The 22,491-nt window shown below is 70.9% G+C and carries 22 protein-coding genes; 16 read left to right on the top strand and 6 right to left on the bottom strand.

Annotated elements, in window-relative coordinates; translation table 11 throughout:
- Positions 1-409 precede the first annotated feature (409 nt).
- Together QRX50_RS39965 and QRX50_RS39960 are read left to right on the top strand one after the other, a co-directional pair.
- Positions 410-1,777: an MFS transporter gene (locus QRX50_RS39965; protein ID WP_285974680.1), complete on the top strand. Its 1,368-nt coding sequence runs from the start codon at positions 410-412 to the stop codon at positions 1,775-1,777.
- Positions 1,774-2,241: a MarR family winged helix-turn-helix transcriptional regulator gene (locus QRX50_RS39960; RefSeq protein ID WP_285968265.1), complete on the top strand. Its 468-nt coding sequence runs from the start codon at positions 1,774-1,776 to the stop codon at positions 2,239-2,241. The genes QRX50_RS39965 and QRX50_RS39960 overlap by 4 nt, the downstream gene beginning before the upstream one ends.
- 7 nt (positions 2,242-2,248) lie before the next feature.
- On the opposite strand, the gene QRX50_RS39955 is transcribed toward QRX50_RS39960, so the two are convergent.
- A complete protein-coding gene (locus QRX50_RS39955) occupies positions 2,249-3,382 on the bottom strand; it encodes an alkaline phosphatase family protein (RefSeq protein ID WP_285968264.1) in 1,134 nt (377 codons plus the stop codon).
- An 87-nt stretch (positions 3,383-3,469) separates the two neighbouring features.
- Between QRX50_RS39955 and QRX50_RS39950 the strand changes: the two genes are divergently transcribed.
- The 3 genes from QRX50_RS39950 (at position 3,470) to QRX50_RS39940 (ending at position 6,574) form a co-directional block, all read left to right on the top strand.
- The gene (locus QRX50_RS39950) at positions 3,470-4,597 is read left to right on the top strand and encodes a hypothetical protein (RefSeq protein ID WP_285968263.1); all 1,128 of its coding nucleotides are present in this window, start codon (positions 3,470-3,472) and stop codon (positions 4,595-4,597) included.
- The gene (locus QRX50_RS39945) at positions 4,594-5,505 is read left to right on the top strand and encodes an ABC transporter ATP-binding protein (RefSeq protein ID WP_285968262.1); all 912 of its coding nucleotides are present in this window, start codon (positions 4,594-4,596) and stop codon (positions 5,503-5,505) included. The genes QRX50_RS39950 and QRX50_RS39945 overlap by 4 nt, the downstream gene beginning before the upstream one ends.
- A gap of 235 nt (positions 5,506-5,740) precedes the next feature.
- On the top strand, positions 5,741-6,574 hold the full coding sequence (locus QRX50_RS39940; RefSeq protein WP_285968261.1) for an ABC transporter permease: 834 nt from the start codon (positions 5,741-5,743) through the stop codon (positions 6,572-6,574).
- On the opposite strand, the gene QRX50_RS39935 is transcribed toward QRX50_RS39940, so the two are convergent.
- Together QRX50_RS39935 and QRX50_RS39930 are read right to left on the bottom strand one after the other, a co-directional pair.
- A complete protein-coding gene (locus QRX50_RS39935) occupies positions 6,564-7,367 on the bottom strand; it encodes an esterase/lipase family protein (protein WP_285968260.1) in 804 nt (267 codons plus the stop codon). The genes QRX50_RS39940 and QRX50_RS39935 overlap by 11 nt on opposite strands.
- A 56-nt stretch (positions 7,368-7,423) precedes the next feature.
- The gene (locus tag QRX50_RS39930; protein WP_285968259.1) at positions 7,424-9,259 is read right to left on the bottom strand and encodes a sigma-54-dependent Fis family transcriptional regulator; all 1,836 of its coding nucleotides are present in this window, start codon (positions 9,257-9,259) and stop codon (positions 7,424-7,426) included.
- A gap of 159 nt (positions 9,260-9,418) precedes the next feature.
- On the opposite strand from QRX50_RS39930, the gene QRX50_RS39925 reads away from it, so the two are divergent.
- From QRX50_RS39925 to groL, 9 genes are all read left to right on the top strand, one after another.
- Positions 9,419-9,658 (top strand): hypothetical protein, encoded by a 240-nt coding sequence (locus tag QRX50_RS39925; protein WP_285968258.1) that lies wholly within the window; start codon positions 9,419-9,421, stop codon positions 9,656-9,658.
- A 165-nt stretch (positions 9,659-9,823) separates the two neighbouring features.
- Positions 9,824-11,476, top strand: a complete 1,653-nt coding sequence (locus tag QRX50_RS39920; RefSeq protein ID WP_285968257.1) for a ferritin family protein — start codon at positions 9,824-9,826, stop codon at positions 11,474-11,476.
- A 106-nt stretch (positions 11,477-11,582) separates the two neighbouring features.
- Positions 11,583-12,632, top strand: coding sequence for an NADH:ubiquinone reductase (Na(+)-transporting) subunit F (locus QRX50_RS39915; protein WP_285968256.1), 1,050 nt, complete (start codon positions 11,583-11,585; stop codon positions 12,630-12,632).
- A gap of 60 nt (positions 12,633-12,692) precedes the next feature.
- Positions 12,693-13,862, top strand: coding sequence for a ferritin family protein (locus tag QRX50_RS39910; RefSeq protein WP_285968255.1), 1,170 nt, complete (start codon positions 12,693-12,695; stop codon positions 13,860-13,862).
- Positions 13,859-14,230: a propane 2-monooxygenase effector subunit MimD gene (gene mimD / locus QRX50_RS39905; protein WP_285968254.1), complete on the top strand. Its 372-nt coding sequence runs from the start codon at positions 13,859-13,861 to the stop codon at positions 14,228-14,230. The genes QRX50_RS39910 and mimD overlap by 4 nt, the downstream gene beginning before the upstream one ends.
- 45 nt (positions 14,231-14,275) lie before the next feature.
- Positions 14,276-15,313 (top strand): amidohydrolase family protein, encoded by a 1,038-nt coding sequence (locus tag QRX50_RS39900; RefSeq protein WP_285968253.1) that lies wholly within the window; start codon positions 14,276-14,278, stop codon positions 15,311-15,313.
- On the top strand, positions 15,313-16,059 hold the full coding sequence (locus QRX50_RS39895; RefSeq protein ID WP_285968252.1) for an iron-sulfur cluster assembly protein: 747 nt from the start codon (positions 15,313-15,315) through the stop codon (positions 16,057-16,059). The genes QRX50_RS39900 and QRX50_RS39895 overlap by 1 nt, the downstream gene beginning before the upstream one ends.
- Positions 16,056-17,081 carry an NAD(P)-dependent alcohol dehydrogenase gene (locus QRX50_RS39890; protein ID WP_285968251.1) on the top strand — a complete coding sequence of 342 codons (1,026 nt, stop codon included), beginning with the start codon at positions 16,056-16,058 and terminating at the stop codon, positions 17,079-17,081. The genes QRX50_RS39895 and QRX50_RS39890 overlap by 4 nt, the downstream gene beginning before the upstream one ends.
- A gap of 32 nt (positions 17,082-17,113) precedes the next feature.
- Positions 17,114-18,805, top strand: coding sequence for a chaperonin GroEL (gene groL / locus QRX50_RS39885; protein ID WP_285968250.1), 1,692 nt, complete (start codon positions 17,114-17,116; stop codon positions 18,803-18,805).
- Positions 18,806-18,843: 38 nt separating this feature from the next.
- Here the strand turns inward: groL and QRX50_RS39880 are convergent, their stop codons facing one another.
- Together QRX50_RS39880 and QRX50_RS39875 are read right to left on the bottom strand one after the other, a co-directional pair.
- Complete coding sequence (locus tag QRX50_RS39880; RefSeq protein ID WP_285968249.1) at positions 18,844-19,275, bottom strand: DoxX family protein; 432 nt, start codon at positions 19,273-19,275, stop codon at positions 18,844-18,846.
- Between the two features lie 157 nt (positions 19,276-19,432).
- Positions 19,433-20,017 (bottom strand): TetR/AcrR family transcriptional regulator, encoded by a 585-nt coding sequence (locus tag QRX50_RS39875; protein ID WP_285968248.1) that lies wholly within the window; start codon positions 20,015-20,017, stop codon positions 19,433-19,435.
- A gap of 67 nt (positions 20,018-20,084) precedes the next feature.
- Between QRX50_RS39875 and QRX50_RS39870 the strand changes: the two genes are divergently transcribed.
- Complete coding sequence (locus QRX50_RS39870) at positions 20,085-20,999, top strand: SDR family NAD(P)-dependent oxidoreductase (RefSeq protein ID WP_285968247.1); 915 nt, start codon at positions 20,085-20,087, stop codon at positions 20,997-20,999.
- A 13-nt stretch (positions 21,000-21,012) separates the two neighbouring features.
- Here the strand turns inward: QRX50_RS39870 and QRX50_RS39865 are convergent, their stop codons facing one another.
- Positions 21,013-22,038, bottom strand: coding sequence for an NADPH:quinone reductase (locus QRX50_RS39865; protein WP_285968246.1), 1,026 nt, complete (start codon positions 22,036-22,038; stop codon positions 21,013-21,015).
- Positions 22,039-22,230: 192 nt separating this feature from the next.
- Between QRX50_RS39865 and QRX50_RS39860 the strand changes: the two genes are divergently transcribed.
- Positions 22,231-22,482, top strand: a complete 252-nt coding sequence (locus tag QRX50_RS39860; RefSeq protein WP_285968245.1) for a hypothetical protein — start codon at positions 22,231-22,233, stop codon at positions 22,480-22,482.
- Positions 22,483-22,491: the final 9 nt, after the last annotated feature.

Genomic DNA, 22,491 nt, shown 5'->3' with positions numbered 1-22,491 from the left:
CGCCATCACACCGCACCTCGGCCCGGTTGCGTGTCTCAATGTGCGACAGAGTTGTCTGCCTCGGCTCCGCCGAGGCGTGCGAGATCGCCTCCGACGCGATCTCGCGGGTGGGTTGCGTTGGCGCTGGCGGGGTGTGCGAAACGCCGACGCGATCTCGCTGGTGGGTTGCGTTGGCTGTGGTGGGATGTGCGAGATCGCCTTGGAGTCGGTGTTTGTCGGGGCGGGCGGGTCGGCCCGGGGGCCGATCGCACCGCTCGGGCGAAGCGCCGATGCGATCTCGCTGGTGGGTTGAGTCGATGATTCTCTTGTCGAGGTAGTTGTGTGGTGTTGATCGCGCTCGGGTGGCGAAGTTCGCGGCAGAGTAGTTCTGTGTGAGAACGAACTGTCGGCGAAGGGGGCCGCTGTGGCGATGCTGGTGGAGCGAGCGCGGCCGCGGGTGGTGCGCGAGCACCGGCTCGCGGGCTGGTTCGCGGTGGGCGCGGTGTGCTTCGGCGCGTTCATGGGCCAGCTGGACGCGAGCATCGTCACGCTCACGTTCCCGGCGCTGCAGCGTGAGTTCTCCGAGCCGCTGGCCGCGGTGCAGTGGGTGTCGCTGGCCTACCTGCTCACGCTGGTGGGGCTGCTCGCCGCGGTCGGCCGCCTCGCGGACGCCTACGGCCGCAAGCTCACCTACGTCTACGGCTTCGGCGTCTTCACCGCGGCATCGGTCGCGTGCGGGCTGGCGCCGACGCTGACGTGGCTCGTCGTGTTCCGCGTGGTGCAGGCGCTCGGCGCGGCGATGCTGCAGGCCAACAGCGTCGCGCTGGTGGTGGGCAGCGTCCGCCGCGAGAAGATGCGCACGGCGCTCGGGGTGCAGGCCGCCGCGCAGGCGCTCGGCCTCGCGCTCGGGCCCGCGGTCGGCGGGCTGCTCGTGGACACCGTCGGCTGGCGGTGGGTGTTCCTGGTCAACGCGCCGGTCGGCGTCGTCGGGCTGATCGCCGGGCGGTACCTGCTGCCGCGCACCCGTGAGCGCACGCCGCTGGGCCGGTTCGACGGCGCCGGCGTGGCGCTGCTGGCCACCGCGTCGACCGCGCTGCTGCTGGCGATCTCGGGCCTGTCGGGGCTGGCGCTGCCCGGCTGGGCCGTGCCGGCGCTGTTCGTGGCGGGTGTGGTGGCGGCGGGCGCGTTCGTGCTGCGCGAGAACTCGGCCGCGAGCCCGATCCTGCGCCTGGCGGTGCTGCGGCCGCCGGTCGTGTCGTTCGGGCTGGCCGGCGCGCTGTGCGGCTACCTCGTGCTGTTCGGGCCGCTGGCGCTGTTGCCGCAGGTCCTGGGCGCGCACGGCGCGACGGGCGCGGTGCTCACGAGCCTGCCCGCCGGGTTCGCGGTCGCCGCGGTGGCCGCCGATCGCGTGCTGCCCGCGGGGCTCGGCTCCCGCGTCCGCATCGGCGCGGGGGCGGCGCTGGCGGCGGTCGGGTGCGCGGTGCTGGCCGGGGTGTCCGGTCCATGGGAAACAGGCGTGTCGCTGTTCGCGGTGGGGCTCGGTCTGGGAGTGTTCATCCCGGCGAACAACTCGGCCGTCATGGGCGCCATCCCCACCCGGATGTCGGCCACCGGAGGAGGTCTGGTGAACATGGCCCGCGGACTCGGCACGGCGCTGGGCGTGGCACTGGTGACGTTGTGCCTGCACGCCGGGGGAACCGGCGGCCGTTCGGTCGCGCTCGCGGCGCTGGCCGTGGCGGCGGTACTGGCCGCCGGCACGGGTCTCGCCGCCGGCCCCCGCGCACCCCGTACCGCATGACGCCCGAGCCGAACCTCGCCGACGTCGTCGCCCGCCTCCGGCGCGCCATGCGCCGCGCCGCGCGCACGGCCGACCCGGACAACACGCTGTCGGTCGCGCAGCTCGAACTGCTGTCGTGCCTGGCCGAGAACCCCGGCGCCCGCCCGAGCCGGGTCGCCCAGTTGCTGAAGCTGGCGCCGAACTCCGTCACGACGATGGTCACCGGACTGCGGGCGCGCGACCTCGTCACGCGCACCAGTGGCAGTGCCGACCGCCGGACGGTGGAGCTGGAGCTCACCGAGAGCGGGCGCGCGGCCGTGGACCGCTGGCAGCACCACAACGCCGAGATCCTCGCCTCGGCGATCGACCGGCTGCACCCGGCGTGGCGGCACCTGATCGCGTCCGCGGTGCCGGCGCTGGCCGAGCTCGTGGGCGCCATCGACCAGCTCGCCGAGACCGGCACGCCGCACACCGAACGTCCATAACGGACGGTCAGGCGCGGGCGATCGCCAGCGGCACCAACAGTTCTTCGTCGGTCACCGAACCGTGCTGGCCCGTCATGCGGCTCAGCCGCGGCTCGGCTTCGGTGCGGACGACGGCGGCGGTCCCGCGGGCCGCGACGACGACGTCGCCGATGCGGGGGAGCACGGCGTCGGCGACGCGCGGGCCGAACCAGCCCGCGGCCACGGCCTCTTCGCGACCGAGCACCCATGCGCGGTCGCCGAGGGTTTCGCGCCACGCGGCCCGGACGTCGGGTGCCGCACCCTCGACGGTGTAGACGTGGCGCGCGCGGGCTTCGCCGCCGACGGTGCGGACGCCGGCTTGCAACGCGGGTTCGGCGTCGTAGTCGACGCGCTCGCCGACGGTGACCATGCCGTGGTCGGCCGTCACGATCAGCGCCGCGCCGCGCGGAAGGCTGCCGGCGATCGTCTCGGCCAGGCGGTCGACGTAGGACAGCTGGTAGAGCCACGGAGTGCTGCCGGGGCCGTGGACGTGGCCGAGCAGGTCGAGGTCGGCGTGGTAGGCGTAGCACAGGCTCCGCGGGGGTGCCAGCGCTTCGGCGACGGCCGCGGTGAGGTCGCCGAGCGCGTGCACGCCCTGGAACTCCCCGCCCCGCAAGGCGGCACGGGTGAGACCGCTGTCGCGCTGGTCGCGGGGCCCGACCACGCGCACGGCGACGCCGGCTGCCGCCGCGCGTTCGAACGCCGTCGGGCGCGGCTGCAGCTGCTCCGGCACGACCCGCTCGCGCAGGTCGATCGGCTTGCCGCCGGTGTGGCGGCGCCAGCCGAGGACGTTGAGCACGTCGCGTCCGGCCTCGAAGGCGTAGCCGACCACGCCGTGCTCGCCCGGCGTCAGGCCGGTGCCGAGCGACGCGACGCTGGTCGCGGTGGTGCTGGGGAACCCGGCCGTCAGCGGGCGGGCGGACAGCCGCGCCAGAAAGGGCGCGGCGTCAGCGTGCCGTTGGAGCGAGGTCCAGCCCAGGCCGTCGACGAGCAGCACGCACACGCGGTCGGCGGCGGGCAGGCCGAGCGGGTTGCGTTCGCCGGCGACGCCGAGCCCGGCGAGCGCCGAGGGGACGACGTCGGCGAGGGTGCCCGCCGCGTACCGCTGCGCGAGATCTTCCATGCGCCTCACCCTAAGGCGACAGGGCCGGCGTAAGGATTCGGAAACGGGGGCCACGCGGTTTCGTGGCGTACAAAGGGACCAGAGGTGATGCCGGTGTCCGTCGTGCGACGTGAGCGCGGTCGTCGCTGGGCGGTGGTCGCTGTGGTGGCGGTCGCGCTGGTGGCGCTGCCGTCGCTCGTCACCGCGCTGCGGCCCGCCGGGCCGGCCGCCGACGCCGGGCACCTGCGCGGCCTGGTGCTGGGCTCGGCCGGGGAGCCGTACCAGGGACTCGCGCAGAGCCGGGGCTCGCTGGCGATCCCCGAGCTGCCCGATCTCGCCGACGTGTCGGCCCTGTTCTCCACCACCACGACCACGCGCGCCTGGTACGCCGGGCCCGACCGCTACCGCGTGGCGGTGCTGACCACGACGGGGGAGCACGACGTCTACCACCTGCCTGAAGGCGAATACACCTGGGACTACGGGGCGGACATGCTGACGCAGCTGACGGGTGACCCGGCCGTGCGGCTGCCGCGCGCGAGTGACCTGCTGCCCCCCGAGCTGGCGCGGTGGGCGCTGCGGTCCGCGCCGACGGACCCGGTGAGCGCGCTGCCGCCGCGCAACGTCGCGGGCATCCCGGCCGCCGGGTTCCGCCTCGCGCCCGCCGATCCGGAGACGACGATCGGCGGCGTCGACGTGTGGGCCGATCCGGGGACCGGGCTGCCGCTGCGCGTCGAGGTGACCGCGCGCGGCCAGCAGGCGCCGATGCTCACCGCGGAGTTCGAGGACGTCGAGCAGACCACACCCGTCGTCACCACACCGGTGCCCGCGCCGGGCAGCGGCTTCACGGCCACCAACGCGCCGGACCTGTCGAACGCGCTGGGCGCCCTGGGCCGCGTCCGCCTGCCTTCGACGCTCGGCGGCCGGGCGGTGCGCACCGCGAACTTCGGCGGCGTGCAGGGCGCCGCGCTCTACGGTTCGGGCCTCGCGACGTTCGCCGTGGTCGCCGTGCCGCGCGCGGTCGCCGACGGCGCGGCGGACGCGGCCGGCAAGGCGGGCGGAACCGCGATCACGCTGCCGCAGGGCACGGCCGTGCAGCTGTCGGTCACGCCGTTGTCGCTGGCGATCGTGCGCCCGCTGAGCTCGCGGCGCGGGTACCTGCTCGCCGGGCTGGTCACACCGGCGGTGCTGGCCTCGGCCGCGGCCGACCTGGCCACGCTGCGCCGGAGCGGCCGATGATCGTCACGCGCGGGCTGACCAAGCGGTACGGCCGGACCGTGGCCGTCGACGCCGTCGACCTGGAGGTGCGCGAAGGCGACCGGTACGGCTTCCTCGGCCCGAACGGGTCCGGCAAGACCACGCTGGTGCGGATGCTGCTCGGGCTCGTCTACGCCACGAGCGGCGAGATCGAGGTGCTCGGGCAGCCGGTGCCGAAGCGGCTTGCCGACGTGCTGCCCGACGTCGGCGCGCTCGTCGAAGGCCCCGCCGCCTACCCGCACCTGTCGGGCCGGCGCAACCTGGCGCTGCTCGACGCCGCCGGCCGCCACCGCGGGCGCCGGACCCGCCGGCGCCGCATCGAGGAGGCACTGGAACGCGTGGGTCTCGCCGGCGTCGACCGGCGGCCGGTCAAGGCGTACTCCCTGGGCATGCGCCAGCGCCTCGGCCTCGCCGGCGCCCTGCTCGACCGCCCGCGGCTGCTGGTGCTCGACGAGCCCACCAACGGCCTCGACCCACAGGGCATCAAGGAGATCCGCGAGCTGCTGCTGGAACTCAACCGCGACGGCACCACGGTCTTCCTGTCCAGCCACCTGCTCGCCGAGATCGAACAGCTGTGCACCCGCGTCGGCATCGTCGACCACGGCCGCCTGGTGCTCGACGACGACGTCGCCACCCTGCGCGCCGCCACCGGCCGCGTCCTCCTGCGCACCCCGGACCCGGCTGCGGCCGCCGCCGTCCTCGACGGCCACCTCGAACACCGCGACGGCGACCACCTCGTCGTCCGCTACGCCGACGCCGCGGAACTCAACACCCGCCTCGTCAGCGCGGGCGTCCGCGTGAGCGACCTGCGGGCGGAGCACCGCACTCTGGAACAGGTCGTGCTCGGCGTGACCGGTCACGGCTCGGACCGGTTCGGCGGCACGCGGTGATCGGCGTCGAACTGCGCAAGCTCGCCTTGCGGCCGCGAGCGGGCGACTCGCGGGCCGGGCGCTGCAGCCCGGGGCTGGGTTCGCACGGGGTTGCGGGCCTGTGCCGGGGTCGGGTCGAGGGCTCGGCGGTCGGCGCCGGTCCGTTGGCGGGGCGCGGCGTGCGGCGGGCAGATCTGCGAGGTCCGGTCGTGCTCGACGTGACCGGTCACGGCTCGGACCGGTTCGGAGGCACGCGGTGATCGGCGTCGAACTGCGCAAGCTCGCCTTGCGGCCGCGTGTGTGGGTGAGTGTGCTGCTGCTGTGCCTGCTGCCGGCGATCGTGGCGGTGTTCCTGGCGACCGCGGACTTCGCGCCGCCGCCGGGGCAGGGCGGGGCGTTCCTGTCGGCGGTGGTGAGTGACGGGTCGCTGTACCCGGCGGCGGCGCTCGCGTTGGTGCTGCCGCTGTTCCTGCCGATCGCGGTGGCGGTGGTGGCGGGGGACTCGGTGGCCGGCGAAGCGTCGGGCGGCACGCTGCGGTACCTGCTGGCGCGCCCGGCCGGGCGGACGCGGCTGCTGACGGCCAAGCTCGTGGCGCTCGCGGTGTACGTGACGGCAGCGATCGTGATCGTGGTCCTCACGTCGCTGGTGATCGGGATCCTGTTGTTCGGCACGGGTGGCGAGGTCGGGGCGGGCGGCCAGGCGGCCCAGGTCGTGACGTTGTCGGGCACGTCGCTGAGCTCGTCGTCGCTCGCGTTGCGGTTGCTGGGGGCCGTGGCCTACATCGTGTTGTCGATGCTCGGGTTCGCGGCGATCACGATGTTCCTCTCGACGCTGGCGGACTCGGCGCTCGGGGCCGCACTCGGCGGGCTGGCCGTGCTCATCACGAGCTCGGTTCTGGAGACGCTCGACGCGGCCGCGCCGGTGAAGCCGTACCTGCCCACGCACTACTGGCTCTCGTGGCTCGACTTCTTCCGCGATCCCGTGTTGTGGCACAACATCGACCGCGGGCTGCTGCTGCAGGCCGGCTACATCGTGGTGTTCTTCGGCGCCGCGTGGGCGAACTTCGCCACCAAGGACGTCACGAGCTGAGGTCCGCGCACGAGGCCGGCGCGCTCAGCGGCGCCGTGCCGATCGCGGTCAGCACGAGACCGGTCACGGCCGGGTCCGTCGGCAGGTCGCCGTGCGCGGCGGTGTCGGCGGGGCACACCTGCTGCAGAGCCACGTTCACCGCGCCGTCGAGCCGCGCCGACTCCGGCGGCGTGACGGTCTGGTCGAGCCGCGTCCACACCGAAAGCCACGGCAGGCCGGGTGGGATCGGCGGCAGCTGCCGCAACAGCGCGCTGCCGGGCGTGAGCTGGCGGCAGGCAGTGGGACACGCGCCGGGTGCCAGCACACCGCCGGCGGTGGCGAGTGTGGTGCCGTGCATCGGCGCGCCGAGTGTGATCACGCGCCGGGCCTGGTGCTCGCCGCCCTCGCGCGCGACCCACAGCCGCGCGACGACCCCGCCCGCCGAGTAGCCGATCACGTCCACCGACGGAGCTCCGCCGGCATACGCGCGTTCGACGGCGTGGGTCAGCACGTCCACCTGCTGCAGGAGGTCGCCGGTGCCGTCGCCGGCGAGGGTGAGCACCTCGGTGTCCCGGCCCGTTTCCCGGTGGATGCGGCCGGCCAGCTGTTCCAGCGAGTCCCGGCCACCGCCGTAGCCGGGCACGAGCAGCACCGGCCCGGGTGTGTCCTGCGGGGGGCTGCCGGCCCGAGGTACGCCGGAACTCCCGCCGACGGACACCGCCGCGACCACGCCGGCGGCCACGACCGCGAGCGCCACCCCGGCGACGAGCAGCCGTCGCCGCGGGCTCAGCCCTCGCACACCCGGCCACCGCATGGCTCCATGATGATCCCCGGCGTGCGGGACCTCCGTGAACTCGGCGTTTCACAAACTCAGTGGTCGGGCGTGACGATGCCGTACTCGTGGATCTTGCGGTAGATCGTCGCGCGCGAGATGCCGAGCAGCTGCGCCGCGCGCGGTTTGTTGCCGTGGGCCTCCTCGAGGCTGCGCACGATCGCGTCGCGCTCGATCGACTCGAGCCCCTTCAGCGGCCGTTTCGCGATGGCCTGGTACTCGGCCGGCAGGTCGCTCGGCTGGATCGCCCCGAGCCGCCGGTGCTGCGCCACCTTCTTGAGCACCTGGTAGAGCTGCGCGGTGTTGGTCGGCCAGTCGGCGCGCATCAGCAGGTGCAGCGCCGTCGGCGAACACGAGAGCCGGCTGCCGCGCGAGAGCTTCGCGAGGAAGAACGGCACGAGCTCGGTTAGGTCGTCGATGTGGCGGCGCAGCGGCGGCACGGTCACCGTGCGCGGGAAGAACGCCAGCGACTCGGCCAGGTCCGGCGTCGTCTCGGCCTCCGGGGCGAGGGTGACCGCGAGCCACGGCGCGTTGGCGCCGTACGCGGTGCGCACTTCTTCGAGCACCCCGGAGAACGCCTTCAGCTTCTCGCCGCGCAGCGATTCCAGGTGCTGCACCACGAGCGTGTCGACGGGGTCGTCGATCAGGTCGCGCCGAAGGTCGCAGAGCCAGTCGTCCTCCGCCGCGTCGCGCGCGTCGAGCGTGTGCAGCCGGCCGGTCGGGTTGCGCCGCTGGTGCACACCCTTGGCCAGGCTCAGCTTCCCGGTGCCCGGCTCGCCCGCGAGCACGAGCCACTCGCCGCGGCTGTAGCCGGCGTCGACGTCGTGCGTGCAGCGCAGCCACGAGGGCGCCGAACCGACCAGGCCCGGCAGGAACATCGGCAGCATCGGCACGGGCACGCCGCTCGACTCGGTCTCCGAGACGATCAGCTTCACCGAGAGCACGCCGCCCACGACGTCGTCCTCGTGCTGGCCCGGCACGCGTCGGCAGTGCATCTTGACCTTGCCCCCGCCTGAGAGCGTCACGGTCGCGGTGTTGCGCCGGTACTCCGACAATGCCTGCGCCGCGTGCCCGAGCAGGATCGACTGGTCGGCCGAGTTGAGCAGCTGGCGCGCGCTGTCGTTCATCATCACGATGTCGTCGTTGAACGCCATCACGATGCCGGTCGTGCGGCGGCACGCCTGCAGGTAGGACTGGAAGAGGATCAGCTCGCGCAGATTGCTGTGCGTCAGCAGCGCCTGCTGGATCTGCTCGGCGGTGCTGCGCGCGAGCGCGATCAGCAGCCCGCCCGCGTCCTTGCGCCAGCACGTCAGGTCGACGGCGCCGATCATCTTCCCGGAGATCGGGTGGTGGATCGGCACGCCGGCGCACGCGAGGTTCTCCAGGTGCTCGGCGTAGTGCTCGTGGCCGAACACGTGCGTCGGCTGGTCGTCCTCCAGCGCGGTGCCGATGCCGTTGGTGCCCACGAACTTCTCGCCGTAGCTGAAGCCGGGGACCAGTTCCACCCGTTCGAGGTGGCGGTGCAGATCGGTGTCGCCGGTGCGCTGGCTCAGCACCGTGCCGGTCGGGTCGGCGAGGATCATGCTGATCGGCTGCCCGTCGAGCTGGTCGCCGAGCCGTTGCATGACGAGTTTCGCGCTGTGAATCAAGGGAGTGTCGAGATTGACCTCGCCGAGATACGGCAGGTCGATGCGATCGGCGGGCACGCGGAAATGCCGCGACCGCCACCACGAAGCGAGGATCGCTTCGCGAACTTGGTCCGGCTCAACGGTTTCCGACGTCAGAAAGCGGATTCTGGTCCTGGCCAGACCGTCGTCGTCGGGCACGATCGCGGCCGGGGGCGGTGCGACCTGGCGGGCGGGTGGACTCTTCACCACGGCTCGACCTCCTGTCGCTGCCCACGTCGTTGTGTCGCAGTACCGGGTCGTGCCCAGCTTAGGACGCTTGTCCAGCGCGGGTCTCACCTTGAGACGCGCTCGTCGCGCGCGCGGGGTTCTCATGGGGAGTCCGGACGAACGTGCAGGAGGACCCGAATGGATGAACAAACCGAGGAGACGTACAACCCTTGGACGGTTGTCGACCTGGTGTTCCGCCACCTCGTGGACATCGGACTGCACCCGACGCTCGGCTCCGGCGGCCCGCCCGGCGAGCCGGCCGCCGAACTGTTGCGTGCGCTGGGCATCAAACCCACGGCCGAGGGCGATGTACGTCTACAGCACGAGAAGGAGTCGCAGCTGGCCCAGCTGCGGGCCGCGATGATGGAGGACGGCTGAAAAAATCTCCGCGGCTTGTCTCGTATTGAGACTCGCGGTTTCGCGGGCCGCCCCCCTAATCGTCTTCGCAGGACTTCACGCGCCGGTCCGGCCGGGTGAACCGGGTACCGCGGTACGGGCTGGGCGAGCCAGCAGCCGTCGTGGCGCGACGGGTAAGGAGAGACCATGAGCCGCCAGAGTGTGGCGAAAGCCCACCAGAAGATCCAGGAGCTGTCGTGGGAACCGGTGTACCACCAGCCGGTGTCGCACTACGGAACCGATTACACGTTCCAGAAGGCCAAGAAGAAGGACCCGCTCAAGCAGGTGCTCCGTTCCTACTTCCCGATGCAGGAGGAAAAGGACCACCGCGTATACGGGGCCGAGGACGGCGCCATCCGAGGCAACATGTTCCGGCAGGTCCAGGAACGGTGGCTGGAGTGGCAGAAGCTGTTCCTGTCCATCATCCCGTTGCCGGAGATCTCCGCGGCGCGGGCCATGCCGCTGCTGTTCCGCACGGTGCCGAACCCGGAACTGCACAACGGCCAGGCGATCCAGATGATCGACGAGGTACGCCACTCGACGATCCAGCAGAACCTGAAGCGCCTGTACATGAACAACTACATCGACCCGGCCGGCTTCAACTCGAGCCTGCGCAACTTCCAGAACGACTACTGCGGCACGATCGGCCGGCAGTTCGCCGAGGGTTTCATCACCGGTGACGCCATCACCGCGGCGAGCATCTACCTCACGATCGTGGCCGAGACGGCGTTCACCAACACGCTGTTCGTCGCCATGCCCGCCGAGGCCGCGGCCAATGGCGACTATCTGCTGCCGACGGTGTTCCACTCGGTGCAGTCCGACGAGTCCCGCCACATCAGCAACGGTTACGCCACACTGTTGATGGCACTTTCCGATGAAAGCAACCATCAGCTGCTCGAACGCGACCTGCGTTACGCGTGGTGGAACAACCACCGGGTGGTCGACGCGGCCATCGGCACCTTCATCGAGTACGGCACGAAGGACCGCCGCAAGGACCGGGAAAGCTACGCGGAGATGTGGCGCCGGTGGATCTACGACGACTACTACCGCAGCTATCTCGTCCCGCTCGAGAAGTACGGTCTGGTCATTCCGCACGACTTGATCGAAGAAGCGTGGAAGCAGATCTGGGACAAGGGCTACGTGCACGAAGTCGCGCAGTTCTTCGCCACCGGGTGGCTCGCCAACTACTGGCGCATCGACCCGATGACGGACGAGGACTTCGAGTGGTTCGAGTACAAGTACCCGGGCTGGTACGACAAGTACGGCAAGTGGTGGGAGAACTACAGCCGCCTGTCCGTGCCGAACGGGCACAACCCGATCGCGCTCGAGGACGTCGACTACGTCTACCCGCACCGGTGCTGGACCTGCATGGTCCCGTGCCTCGTGCGTGAGGACATGGTCATGGCCGAAGTGGACGGTCAGTGGCGTACGTACTGCCACGAAGCCTGCCGGTGGACCGACGTCGAAGCCTTCCGGCCGACGTACCAGGGCCGCGAGACGCCGAACATGGGCCAGCTGATCGGCAAGCGGGAGTGGGAGACGCTCTACCACGGCTGGAACTGGGCCGACGTGGTCTCCGACATGGGTTACGTCCGTGACGACGGCAAGACCCTGGTCGCGCAGCCGCACCTCGACCTCGACCCGAAGAAGATGTGGACTCTGGACCACCTGCGCCGGTGCCCGCCGTTGCAGAGCCCGAACGTGCTGCTCAACGAGATGAACGCCGAGCAGCGGGCCGCGTTCCAGGACGACTACAACCGTCAGGGTCCGGCGGGCAGGCCCGCCAGGGCAGCGTCCTGATCGGACTGCCGGTCTCCGCCGGCGACCGGGCGCAACGGTGGGCCCGGTCGCCGTCGGTGGCGAGCTGAGGTGCGTGCGAGCTCGGACAGCGTCAGGTAGGGGAGCGATGGGAAACAAGCACCACGTGCGCTTCGAGCCGGTCGGGATCGAGATCGAGGTCGACGAGGACCAGAACATCCTGCGAGCCGCTGCCGAGCAGGGAATCATGCTCATGCACGGTTGCAAGGAGGGCCAGTGCGCCTCCTGCAAGTCGTTCATCCTCGACGGCGACGATGTCGACCACGACCGGTACTCGACGTTCGCGCTGCCCGACTTCGAAAAGGAGGAGGGCTTCACGCTCCTTTGCCGGGCGCACGCGTACGAGGACCTGACGATCGAGCTGCTCAACTACGACGAGGAGATGATCCACTCCGGACTGCCGATCCAGGAGGCCGTGGCGGAGGTCGTCTCTCTCGAAGAGGTCACGCACGACTTGCGGCGGCTCGTGGTCCGGCTCGTGGACACCGAGTCGTTCAAGTTCTTCCCCGGCCAGTACGTCGACTTCGCGGTGCCGGGCCACGAGGCCACCCGGTCGTTCTCGATGGCGAACACCCCGAGCCGGGACTCCGGCCTGCTGGAGTTCGTGATCAGGATCTACCCGGACGGGTTGTTCTCGCACTTCCTGGACACCGCGGTCTCAGTCGGCGACCGGCTCGACATCAGCGGCCCGTTCGGCGTCTTCACCCTGCGGGACGCGCCCGAGCGGGACTTGGTGTTCCTCGGAGGCGGTGCCGGCATGGCGCCGATCCTCTCGCTGCTGCGGTCGATGGCCGAGCGCGGTATCGAGCGGAAGGCGACCTACTACTACGGCGCCCGCGGTCGCCAGGACCTCTGTTTTGTGGACGAGCTGCGTGCCCTGGAGGACAAGATCCCCGGATTCCGGTTCGTGCCGGCCCTGTCGGAGCCCGCCGACGGCGACGGCTGGGACGGCGAGGCCGGCCTGATCACCGAGGTCGTGCGGCGGCTCGAGACCGACCTCGGCCGCACCGACGTCTACGTGTGCGGGCCGCCGCCCATGGTGGAGGCGGCCCTGGAGCTGCTCCCGGCCCTGGGGGTGGAGGACAAGCGGATCTTCTACGACAAGTTCACGACAACCGGCGATGCGGACGAGACGTGAGTCCGGCCGAGACACCGAGGTAAAGGCGAGGCCAGTGCCCGACGCAAAGGAAAGAAACCGATGACAACGACGTCAGAACGCAGCGTGCCCAAGCCGGTCTTCACCGATGCCGAAGCAGGCGCCCGGGTCTTCCCGGATTCGACGGAGCGGCACTTCAACTACTTCACCCCGAAGAAGCGCAAGCAGAGCCACTACGAGGACGTCACCGTCGAGGTGCAGCCCGACCCGCGGCACTACCTGAGCCAAGGCTGGTTGTACGGCTTCTCCGACGGCAAGGGCGGCTACCCGCTCGAGTGGACCGCCCTCAAGGCGTGGGGTTCGGACCGGCCCGAGCCCGAACGCGGCCCCGGTTCCGGCGGCGCCGGCTACCCGTGGCCGGCGCACGGCTGGCACGAGTTCCGCGACCCCAACGAGGAGTGGGAGCTCACCCTCTACCGCTACAACGCCAACGTGGTCCGCCAGCTCAACCAGAACATCGACGCGGCCCGCCAGTCGAAGGCGTTCGAGCAGTGGAATCCCAACTGGGTCACCTTCGTCTCGCACCACATCGGTGCGTGGATGCACGTGGACCAAGGCCTGGGCCTGTACCTGTACGCCAACGCCAACCGGCGCGCGCCCACCAACATGCACAACAACGCCATCTCCGTGAACAGCATGCACCGCATCCGCGCGGCGCAGGACCTGGCGCTGTACAACCTCACGCTGACCGAAGAGATCGACGCGTTCGACGGCACCGCGCACCTGGAGACGTGGAACGAGGACCCGGCGTGGCAGGGCGTACGCGAGACGGCCGAGGCGCTCACCGAGGTCTGGGACTGGTGCGAGGCGATCTTCGCCGCGAACATCGTGTTCGAGCCTTTGGTCGGTGAGCTCTTCCGCAGCCGGCTGGTGCAGCAGGCGGCACCCGCCAACGGCGACTTCGTGACGCCGACCCTGATCGGTGCCGAGGAGTTCGACTTCTCCGAGCGCGACCTGCGCTACACGAAGGCGATGTTCGATCTGTTGGTCAACGACAAGGAATTCGCCGACCACAACCGGCAGCTCCTGCAGCAGTGGCTGTCGGCGTGGGTGCCGAAGTGCATCTTGGCAGCGCGGACACTGCAGCCGCTGTGGTCGCAGCCCGACGCCAAGCCCATGCGGTTCGAAGACAGCCTCGACCGCGCCAAGAGCCGCTTCGGCGGCATCCTGTCCGACCTGGGTCTGCAGGCACCGAAGGAGCTGAGCCAGTGACTGTCTTCAAGACGGCGGAAAGCCCGTACAAGTCCAACAACACCGCCTCGAACCGGTGCGGGTTCACCCTGATGAACAACCAGGTCGGCGTGATCGTGGCCGAGGTCATGGGTGGCAAGGAAAACGTGACCATCACGCCGCTGCCCTCGATGATCCGCGTGGACGCCGACGGTCGCATGGACGTCGTCTACTCCGAGATCGACGAGGCGGCGGGCGAGGAGGAAGGCTGGTTCAACTCGGCGGAGTTCGAGGAGAACATGTCGACCCACTACGGGCGCATGGTCCACCTCGACGACCGCACCATCATGTTCGCCAACCCCGAGGACGCGGCCGAGTACCTCGACTTCGACCTCGTAGCCCGGTCGTAACAACAGCGAGCGGGGACGCACGCGATTCAGTCCGGAAGGAGCACCGTGTACGAAAAGGACGGCGAGAAGTACTTCGTGGTCGACGGGCACACCCACTTCTGGGATGCCAGCCCTGCCAACTGGGTTCCGGGTCAGGAACAGTACGCGAAGGGCTGGATCGAGTGCTTCCACGCGTACCAGAGCCTCGGCCCGGCCGACACCCATTGGCCGATCGAGAAGTTCCAGAAGTACGACGAAGAAACGATGATGTACGACCTGTTCGACGCCGGGCACGTGGACGTCGCGATCTTCCAGCCCACGAGCCTCCGGCAGTGGTACAAGGAGGGCTTCAACACCACCGAGGCGAACGGCGCGCTCGCCGAGAAGTACCCGGGCCGGTTCATCGTCAACACGAACTGGGACCCGCGTGACGGGGACCCGGGCCTGAAGGGGCTCGAGGAGCGCGTGCAGCGCTGGGGTTGCAAGGGCGCCAAGCTCTACACCGCGGAGTGGCACGGTGACTCCCGCGGCTGGAGCCTGCGGGACCCGGAGGCGTCGCGCTACCTGGAGAAGTGCCAGGAGCTGGGCGTGAAGAACATCCACGTCCACAAGGGACCGACGATCTGGCCCCTGGACAAGGACGCCTTCGACGTGCGGGACGTGGACTACGCGGCCACGAACTTCCCGGAGCTCAACTTCATCGTCGAGCACGTGGGGCTGCCGCGGATCGAGGACTTCTGCTTCATGGCCACGCAGGAGCCCAACGTCTACGCCGGCCTGTCGGTGGTCATCGGCGGGCTCATGCACGCACGGCCGCGGTTCTTCGCGAAGGTGATGGGAGAGCTGCTGTTCTGGGTCGGTGAGGACAAGATGCTCTTCGGTGCCGACTACGCCATCTGGGAACCGAAGTGGCAGGTGGAGGGCTTCGTCGACTGGCAGATGCCCGACGGCGAGGAGTTCTCCGACTACCAGAAGCTCACGGTCGAGACCAAGAAGAAGATCCTCGGCCTCAACGCGGCCCGCCTGTACGGGCTCGAAGTGCCCGAGGGGCTCGACCTCAAGGCGCCCGAGACCGTCGAGGCAGTAGGGGTTCCGTCGCCGTGATGGCGCCCGGTTCCGCCGGCGCGCGCACCGACCAGACCGCCGCGATCACCGCGGCGGTCTGGTCGGCGCTGGGGACCGTGCGCGATCCCGAGCTCGACCGGCCGTTGACCGACCTGGGTTTCGTGGCGAGCTCCACAGTGGACCCGGGTGGGGAGGCGGTCGTCGAGCTGTGCCTGCCGACGTATTTCTGCGCGCCGAACTTCGCGTTCCTGATGGTGGCCGACTCTTACGACGCCGTGTCGGCGGTGCCGGGGGTCAGCCGCGCCGTGGTGCGGCTGAAGGACCACTTCGCCGCCGATGTGATCAACAAGGGGGTGGCGGCGCGAGCCGGTTTCGTGGGGTCCTTCGGCGAGGAAGCGGCCGACGAGCTCGACGGCCTGCGCGCCGACTTCCTGCGCAAGGCCGTGCTCGCCGGCACCGACCGCGTGTGCCGGTCGATGGTGTCGGGCGGCGTGGCCCGCGAACGCCTGGCGGACCTGACGCTCGCCGACGCACCGCCGACGCCGGACCGGGAACGGCTGCGGGAGCGCCGCCGTGAGCTGGGCCTGTCCGGCGGTGACGCGGACCCGCTCGTGCTCGACCCGGGCACCGGCGAGGCCGTGACGGCGGACGAGCTGCACCGGCACCTCGGCCTCGCGCGGCTCACGCGCGTGAGCCAGGACGCCAACTCGGGGGTGTGCCGCGGGATGCTGCGCGCCCGTTACCCGGAGGCCACCGACAACCCCGATACGGAGGAGACGCCATGAAGGCGGTCCGGTTGCACGCTTACCACCAGCAGCCCGTCCTCGAAGAAGTGCCGGAGCCGAAGGTCACCGGGCCGCTCGACGTGGTGGTGAAGATCGGCGGGGCCGGCGTGTGCCGCACGGACCTGCACATCGTCGAGGGGCAGTGGGCCGAGAAGTCCGGCGTCGCGCTGCCTTACACGATCGGGCACGAGAACGCGGGCTGGGTGCACGAGGTCGGCTCCGCCGTGACCAACGTGGCCGTCGGCGACACCGTGATCCTCCACCCGACGCCGACGTGTGGGCTGTGCCACGCCTGCCGCGCCGGCAACGACATGCACTGCGAGAACAACGCCTTCCCCGGTATCGACACCGACGGCGGGATGGCCGAGTACCTGCTCACCTCCGCCCGGGCGTGCATCAAGCTCGACGCGGACACCCGCCCCGAAGACGTCGCGGCGCTGGCCGACGCCGGCATCACCGCCTACCACGCCGTGCGCAAGGCGGTGCCGCTGCTGCCCCCGGGCACGGTGTGCGTCGTCAACGGCGCGGGCGGGCTCGGGCACATCGGCATCCAGTCGCTGCGGGCGCTGACCGCGACGACCGTGGTGGTCGTGGACCGCAACGTCGACGCGCTGAAGCTGGCCGCAGACCTCGGAGCCGACCACACCGTGGTCGCCGACGGCACCCACGTCGACGCGGTCCTGGACCTCACCGGCGGCCACGGCGCCGAGGTGGTGCTCGACTTCGTCGCCGAGCAGGGCGCGCAGCAGGACGCCTTCGCCATGACGCGCCGGGCCGGCTCGCACTTCGTGATCGGCTACGGCAGCAACATCGACATCCCGACCATCGACATCATCTCGACGGAACGCAACATCGTGGGCAACCTGGTGGGCACCTACAACGACCTCGTGGAGCTGATGGTGCTCGCGCAGGCGGGCAAGGTCACCTTGCACACCAGGCAGTACCCGCTCGACGCGGCACTCGACGCGCTGGCCGATCTCGACGCCGGCCGCGTCCGGGGCCGCGCGATTCTCGTCCCCTGACCCATCCAGTCCCATCACACAGGAGGAGCAGCATGGCCAAGGAACTTCGCTTCGGCTCGGAAGCCCGCGACCTGCTGGTGGCGGGGGTGGACAAACTCGCGGAGGCCGTGAAGTCGACACTGGGCCCCAAGGGGCGCAACGTGATCATCGAGAAGATCACCGGTTCGCCCGTGGTCACCAACGACGGCGTGACGATCGCGCGTGAAGTCCACCTGCGCAACCAGTTCGAGAACATGGGCGCGCAGCTGGTGAAGGAAGCGGCGATCAAGACCAACGACGTGGTGGGCGACGGCACCACGACCGCGACCGTGATCGCGCAGGCGATCATCAGCGAGGGCATGCGGGCGATCTCCCACGGCGGCAACCCCGTGCTCGTCAAGCGCGGCATCGACGCGGCGGTGGGCCGGCTCGTCGAGCACCTGGAGACGATGGCGCACCCGGTGAAGTCCGAAGAGGACTACGCGCGGGTCGCGGCGATCTCCGCCAACGACGACGGGGCCGTCGGCTCGGTGATCGCCAAGGCGCTGCACACGGTGGGGGAGAGCGGCGTCGTCACGATCGAGGAGTCGCCGCGCATCGGCATGTCGGTGGAGTTCGTGGAGGGCTTCGAGTTCGACAACGGTTACCTCTCGCCGTACCTCGTCACGGATCCCGGGCGCCTGGAAGCGGTGCTCGACGACCCGTACATCCTCATGTGCAGCGAGAAGATCAGCAACGTGCAGCAGCTGATGCCGGTGCTGGACAAGGTGATGCGCAACCCGCGCCCGCTCGTGCTGATCGCGGAGAACGTGGAGGGCACGGCGCTGTCGATGCTCGTGCACAACCACGTGAACCGCACGTTCCAGGCCGTCGCGATCCGCGCGCCCGGCTTCGGCGACCGTCGGCTGCACAAGCTGGAGGACCTGGCGGCCGTGGTCGGCGGGGCCGTGCTGTCGAAGCACTCGGGGTTCTCGCTGGAGACGATGAAACTGGAGCACCTCGGCCGTGCGAAGCAGGTGCGGGTGACCGAAAACGCGACCCAGATCGTGGGGGGCGCGGGGTCGGCCGACTCCATCGAGTTCCGGGTGAACCAGCTGCGGGCCGAGCGCGAACGCGCGCAGTTCGGCATCGACGACGACGTGCTGACCGAGCGGATCGGCGCGCTGACCGGCAAGGTCGCGGTGATCCGCGTCGGCGCCGCGACGCCGGCCGAGCTGAAAGAACTGCAGCACCGCGTGGAGGACGCGCTCTCGGCCACCCGGGCCGCGATCGCGGAGGGCGTGGTCGCCGGCGGCGGCGCGACCCTGCTGCACGCGGAGAAGGTGCTGACCGGCCTCGACCTCGAAGGCGACTACGCCATCGGCGCCGACATCGTGCGGCGCGCGCTGAGCGCACCGGCGTTGCTGATCGCCAGCAACGCCGGGTACGGGGCCGAGGAGATCGTGGAGCAGACCCGGAAACTCGGTGATGACGAAGGGTTCGACGCGTTGGTCGGGCGCTTCGGCGACCTCGTCGAACTCGGCATCATCGACCCGCTGCGGGTGTGCCGCTCGGCGTTGCAGAACGGCGCTTCCGTCGCCGGCCTGTTGCTGACGACGAACTCGCTGATCGCCGAGGAGCAGACGCCGTGGGGCGGCAGCGCGGCGCTGATGACCGAGTTCGGGCCACTCGACGAAGGCCTGCACCAGCCCTCTCCCGACGCGAGCACTCCGCAGTCGCTCGGGATGGGCCCGTCGGTCGGCTGATCCCGCTGTTGGTCCGGGCTACTCGACCCCCGCGCATCTCACCCCCGTACGGGTGCGCGGGGGTCTTCCTGTTGAGGGGCACGGAAAGCCGCGAGTGCTCCCGTGAGCGCGAACCGGCCTGGTCCGGTGAAGGCGAGCACCAGCAACGTCCAGCAGAACAGCGCGGCCTGCTCACCGCCGTTCTGGATCGGCAGCACGTCGTTCGGTGCGTGGACGGTGAAGTAGGCGAAGGCCATCGATCCGGAGCCGATCAGCGCGGCCGCGCGGGTGCCGATGCCGAGGAGCACCAGCGTGCCCGCCACGAGCTGGACGAGCGCCGCCCACCAGCCGGGCCACGAGCCGACCTGCGCGGGGGCGTGGGCGCCGAGGAGGCCGAAGAGGGTTTTCACGCCGTGGCAGGCGAAGAGGAACCCCACGACGATGCGGAAGAGTCCGATCGCGTGGTCGCGGATCGCGTCCAGCCGGTGCATGGTACCTCCACAAAGGACGGTGCCGGGGCGCGGCCGGGCCGACACCCCGGTCGGCTACCGTGATGGTCCAGACCTATTGGTGCGTGGGACCAGGTATACCGGCTGCGCCGTCCGGCGCGGTACCTGCGAAAGTGTGGCCTCGCGCGTTCGGGGGTGCTCAGGCGGGCCGCTGGGGCCAGCCGGCCTCGAGGAGATCGAACACGACGTTCAGCGCGGCGAGCGGGTCGGGCTCGGTGCCGGTGAGGTCGGGGATCTCCAGCACGTAGCGGGCCAGGGCCCGGGCCGCCATGTCGGTCGCGGGCAGGTCGCTCGCGTCGGCGATCGCATCGGTCAGCGCGTCCTCGCTCGCGATCCAGAGCTTGCGCGCGTACCCGCGCAGGGCCGGCGTGGTGACGATCAAGGCGCGCTTGCGTTCGTACTCGGGCGGCAGTTCGGCGGCGAACGGCCCCCGGCTCGCGAAGAACCGGCGCAGGGCGGTGAGAACGGGCTCGCCGGCTTCGCGCTCGCGCACGGCCGCGACGAGACCTTCGCGGCGCTCGGTGCCGTCGTCGAAGATCAGGGCTTCCTTGCCGTCGGGCACGTGGGCGAAAAGCGTGGCGACGGAGACGTCGGCCTCCTCGGCGATCCGCGCCACGGTGACGTGGTCGTAGCCGTGCGCCAGGAACAGGCGCAGGGCGGCTTCGTCAAGCGCCTGGCGGGTGCGGGCCTTCTTGCGTTCGCGTCGGCCGGGGGTGGCAGGCATGCGGCTGACGATAGCTGAAAAACGTAGTTACTCTGAAATCACAGGGACTACAGAAATGAGACTCGTCATGCCGACCCAGTCCACGATCGCGCTGGTGACCGGCGGCAACGCCGGCATCGGCTACTTCGTCGCCGAGCAGCTCGCCGCCGCCGGCGCCGCCGTGGTGCTCGGCAGCCGCGACCCGGCGAAGGCCGCCTCCGCGATCGGAGCCATCCAGGCGCGGGTGCCCGGCGCCCGGGTCACGGCGGTGCGCCTCGACCTCGCCGACCTCGCCTCGCTGAAATCCTCGGCCGACGCGCTGGACGTGCCGCGGCTCGACGTGGCCGTCCTCAACGCGGGGGTGCTCCTCGAAGGGCCCCGGCGACGCGAGACCCCGGCCGGCCACGAGCTGACGTTCGGCACCAACCACCTCGGCCACTTCGCCCTCACGGCCCTGCTGTGGCCTCGGTTGTCGCGCGGCCGCGTGGTGACGACCGGCAGCTTCACGGCCCGCTCCGCGCACCTCGACCTCGACGATCTGCAGAGCACCCGCGCCTTCGAGCCGAAGCGGGCGTACGAGCGCGCCAAACTGGCCCAGATGCTGTTCGGCTTCGAGCTCGCCCGCCGCCTCGACTCCGCGGGCAGCCGTGCCCTCAGCGTCGTGGTCCACCCGGGCGGCGCGCTGGACGACCTGACTCCTTCGCGGCCGCCGGTTCACTCGCGGACGACCGGGCAACTGCTCCGCGCGGTGCCGGCCGGCTTGGTGCTGCAAGGAAAAGACGCGGGCGCGTGGCCGTCCGTGCACGCGGCGCTCGACCCGTCTATCCGCAATGGACAGCTGTGGGGGCCGCGGTTCTTCGGCCTGAGGGGAAAACCGCGCCTCGAAATGCCGAAGGGGCCGCTCGCCGACTCCGCGACCGGCCGTCGGCTGTGGGAACTGAGCGCGGAACTCACGGGGGTGGATCCGGACTTCGTGACCGCGCCGGTCACCGGGCTCCGGTGACCGGCGCGGGTGTTCAGCCGGCGGGTGTCACGTCGATGAGGATCTTGCCCGTCGCGCCGTTCTCCGACGCTTCGTGGGCTTTCGCGGTGTCGGCCAGCGGGAAGCGGTGCACCGGCAGGCCGCGTTCCTCGCCCAGGCGAAGGGCGCCGTCGACGAGGGCCGCGGTGACGTCCTGCGCGCCGGCGCGTAGCTTGTCCAGGCCGACGGTGTAGAGGACCAGGAACTGGTAACGCGAGTTCAGCCACAGGTTGCGGCCGAACTCGAGGGTGATGGTGCCGGTGCCGCGGTCGTCGCCGTAGGCCGCGACGGTGCCGCGGGTGCGCAAGACGTCGGCGTGCAGCCCGGCGTTCGTGCCGGCGGCGACCTCGACCACGAGGTCCACGCCGTCGGGGGCGATCGCCCGGATCTCGGCCGCCAGGTCGCCGGAGGTGTAGAGCAGCGCGTGGTCCGCACCGGCCGCCCGGGCGAGGGTGGCTTTGGCCTCGGTGCTCACGGTGGTGAGCACGGTCGCACCGGCCCAGCGGGCGAGCTGGATGGTGGCGTTGCCGACGGCGCCCGCCCCGCCCGTGACCAGGACGGTACGGCCGGCGAGCGCGCCCGGCGCGAGCCGGGTCGGTCCGTCCTCGGCGACGGTCAGGGCGCGGTGCGCGGTGAGCGCGGGGATGGCGAACCCGGCGCCCTCGTCGAAGCCGACCGTGTCGGGCAGGCGTACGAGCCGTTCGGCGGGCAGCACGGTGTACTCCTGCGCCGTTCCGGACGCGGGGGAGTGGGCCGCGGCCAGCAGCACCCACACGCGGTCGCCGGCCGCGAACTCCGTGACGCCCGGCCCGACGGCGTCGACCACGCCGGCGCCGTCCTGGTTGGGCACGGCCGGACCGGCGAGCTCTCCGGGGCCGCGGCGCGACTTCCAGTCCGTGGGGTTCACCGCCGACACGACGATCCGCACCCGGACCTCGCCGGCGCCCGGCTCCGGGACGTCCCGCTCCGACAGCGACAACACTTCCGGCCCGCCGTGGCGGGTGAACGTGACAGCCTTCATGCCTCGTGCAATCCCGCACTCCGCGGGCCTATTCCGCGACCGCCGGAATTCCTCCGGGCGGGGTCGCCTCGGCGTGGGTTTACCCCACACCGGCGCCTGAGTATCCGTGGTGGCTGCTCGATGGCTCCGCGGCGCCTCGCGCGCAAGGCTGGCGGTACGAGCCCACCCCCCGGACCGACGAAGGAGCGAACGATGGCCACCCACGACATGCCGGACTCGCTCCTCGGATCGGTGGCTCAGCCGCAGGCCGAGGCCACGGCGAGCCGGTCGTTGCTCATCGGGGTGCTCGACGCCCTGGAGACAGGCGACGTGGTGAAGCCGCCGTCGACGAGGAGTGGCTCGCTGCAGCACGGCTTCATGATGCTCGACCCGGTCCAGGACACACACGCGACGAACGCCGCGACTGTGCAAGCGATCGCGGTCCTGTGGGAGGCCCTGCACTGACAGGGCGTG

Source organism: Amycolatopsis sp. 2-15 (genome assembly GCF_030285625.1).
In the GTDB taxonomy this organism is placed as follows: Bacteria; Actinomycetota; Actinomycetes; order Mycobacteriales; family Pseudonocardiaceae; genus Amycolatopsis; species Amycolatopsis carbonis.
Note: the sequence above shows the minus strand (reverse complement) of the source record. Positions and strands in the feature narration are given on the sequence as shown.

Bases quoted from the DNA above. Each gene is read 5' to 3' on its own strand.
- QRX50_RS39870 (WP_285968247.1), top strand. From the start codon at position 20,085: ATGCCGACCCAGTCCACGATCGCGCTGGTGACCGGCGGCAACGCCGGC.
- QRX50_RS39950 (WP_285968263.1), top strand. From the start codon at position 3,470: ATGCCGGTGTCCGTCGTGCGACGTGAGCGCGGTCGTCGCTGGGCGGTG.
- QRX50_RS39860 (WP_285968245.1), top strand. From the start codon at position 22,231: ATGGCCACCCACGACATGCCGGACTCGCTCCTCGGATCGGTGGCTCAG.
- QRX50_RS39925 (WP_285968258.1), top strand. From the start codon at position 9,419: ATGGATGAACAAACCGAGGAGACGTACAACCCTTGGACGGTTGTCGAC.
- QRX50_RS39890 (WP_285968251.1), top strand. From the start codon at position 16,056: ATGAAGGCGGTCCGGTTGCACGCTTACCACCAGCAGCCCGTCCTCGAA.
- QRX50_RS39865 (WP_285968246.1), bottom strand. From the start codon at position 22,038: ATGAAGGCTGTCACGTTCACCCGCCACGGCGGGCCGGAAGTGTTGTCG.
- QRX50_RS39965 (WP_285974680.1), top strand. From the start codon at position 410: ATGCTGGTGGAGCGAGCGCGGCCGCGGGTGGTGCGCGAGCACCGGCTC.
- QRX50_RS39960 (WP_285968265.1), top strand. From the start codon at position 1,774: ATGACGCCCGAGCCGAACCTCGCCGACGTCGTCGCCCGCCTCCGGCGC.
- QRX50_RS39910 (WP_285968255.1), top strand. From the start codon at position 12,693: ATGACAACGACGTCAGAACGCAGCGTGCCCAAGCCGGTCTTCACCGAT.
- QRX50_RS39935 (WP_285968260.1), bottom strand. From the start codon at position 7,367: ATGCGGTGGCCGGGTGTGCGAGGGCTGAGCCCGCGGCGACGGCTGCTC.
- QRX50_RS39915 (WP_285968256.1), top strand. From the start codon at position 11,583: ATGGGAAACAAGCACCACGTGCGCTTCGAGCCGGTCGGGATCGAGATC.
- QRX50_RS39895 (WP_285968252.1), top strand. From the start codon at position 15,313: ATGGCGCCCGGTTCCGCCGGCGCGCGCACCGACCAGACCGCCGCGATC.
- QRX50_RS39945 (WP_285968262.1), top strand. From the start codon at position 4,594: ATGATCGTCACGCGCGGGCTGACCAAGCGGTACGGCCGGACCGTGGCC.
- QRX50_RS39880 (WP_285968249.1), bottom strand. From the start codon at position 19,275: ATGCACCGGCTGGACGCGATCCGCGACCACGCGATCGGACTCTTCCGC.
- groL (WP_285968250.1), top strand. From the start codon at position 17,114: ATGGCCAAGGAACTTCGCTTCGGCTCGGAAGCCCGCGACCTGCTGGTG.
- QRX50_RS39920 (WP_285968257.1), top strand. From the start codon at position 9,824: ATGAGCCGCCAGAGTGTGGCGAAAGCCCACCAGAAGATCCAGGAGCTG.
- QRX50_RS39955 (WP_285968264.1), bottom strand. From the start codon at position 3,382: ATGGAAGATCTCGCGCAGCGGTACGCGGCGGGCACCCTCGCCGACGTC.
- QRX50_RS39875 (WP_285968248.1), bottom strand. From the start codon at position 20,017: ATGCCTGCCACCCCCGGCCGACGCGAACGCAAGAAGGCCCGCACCCGC.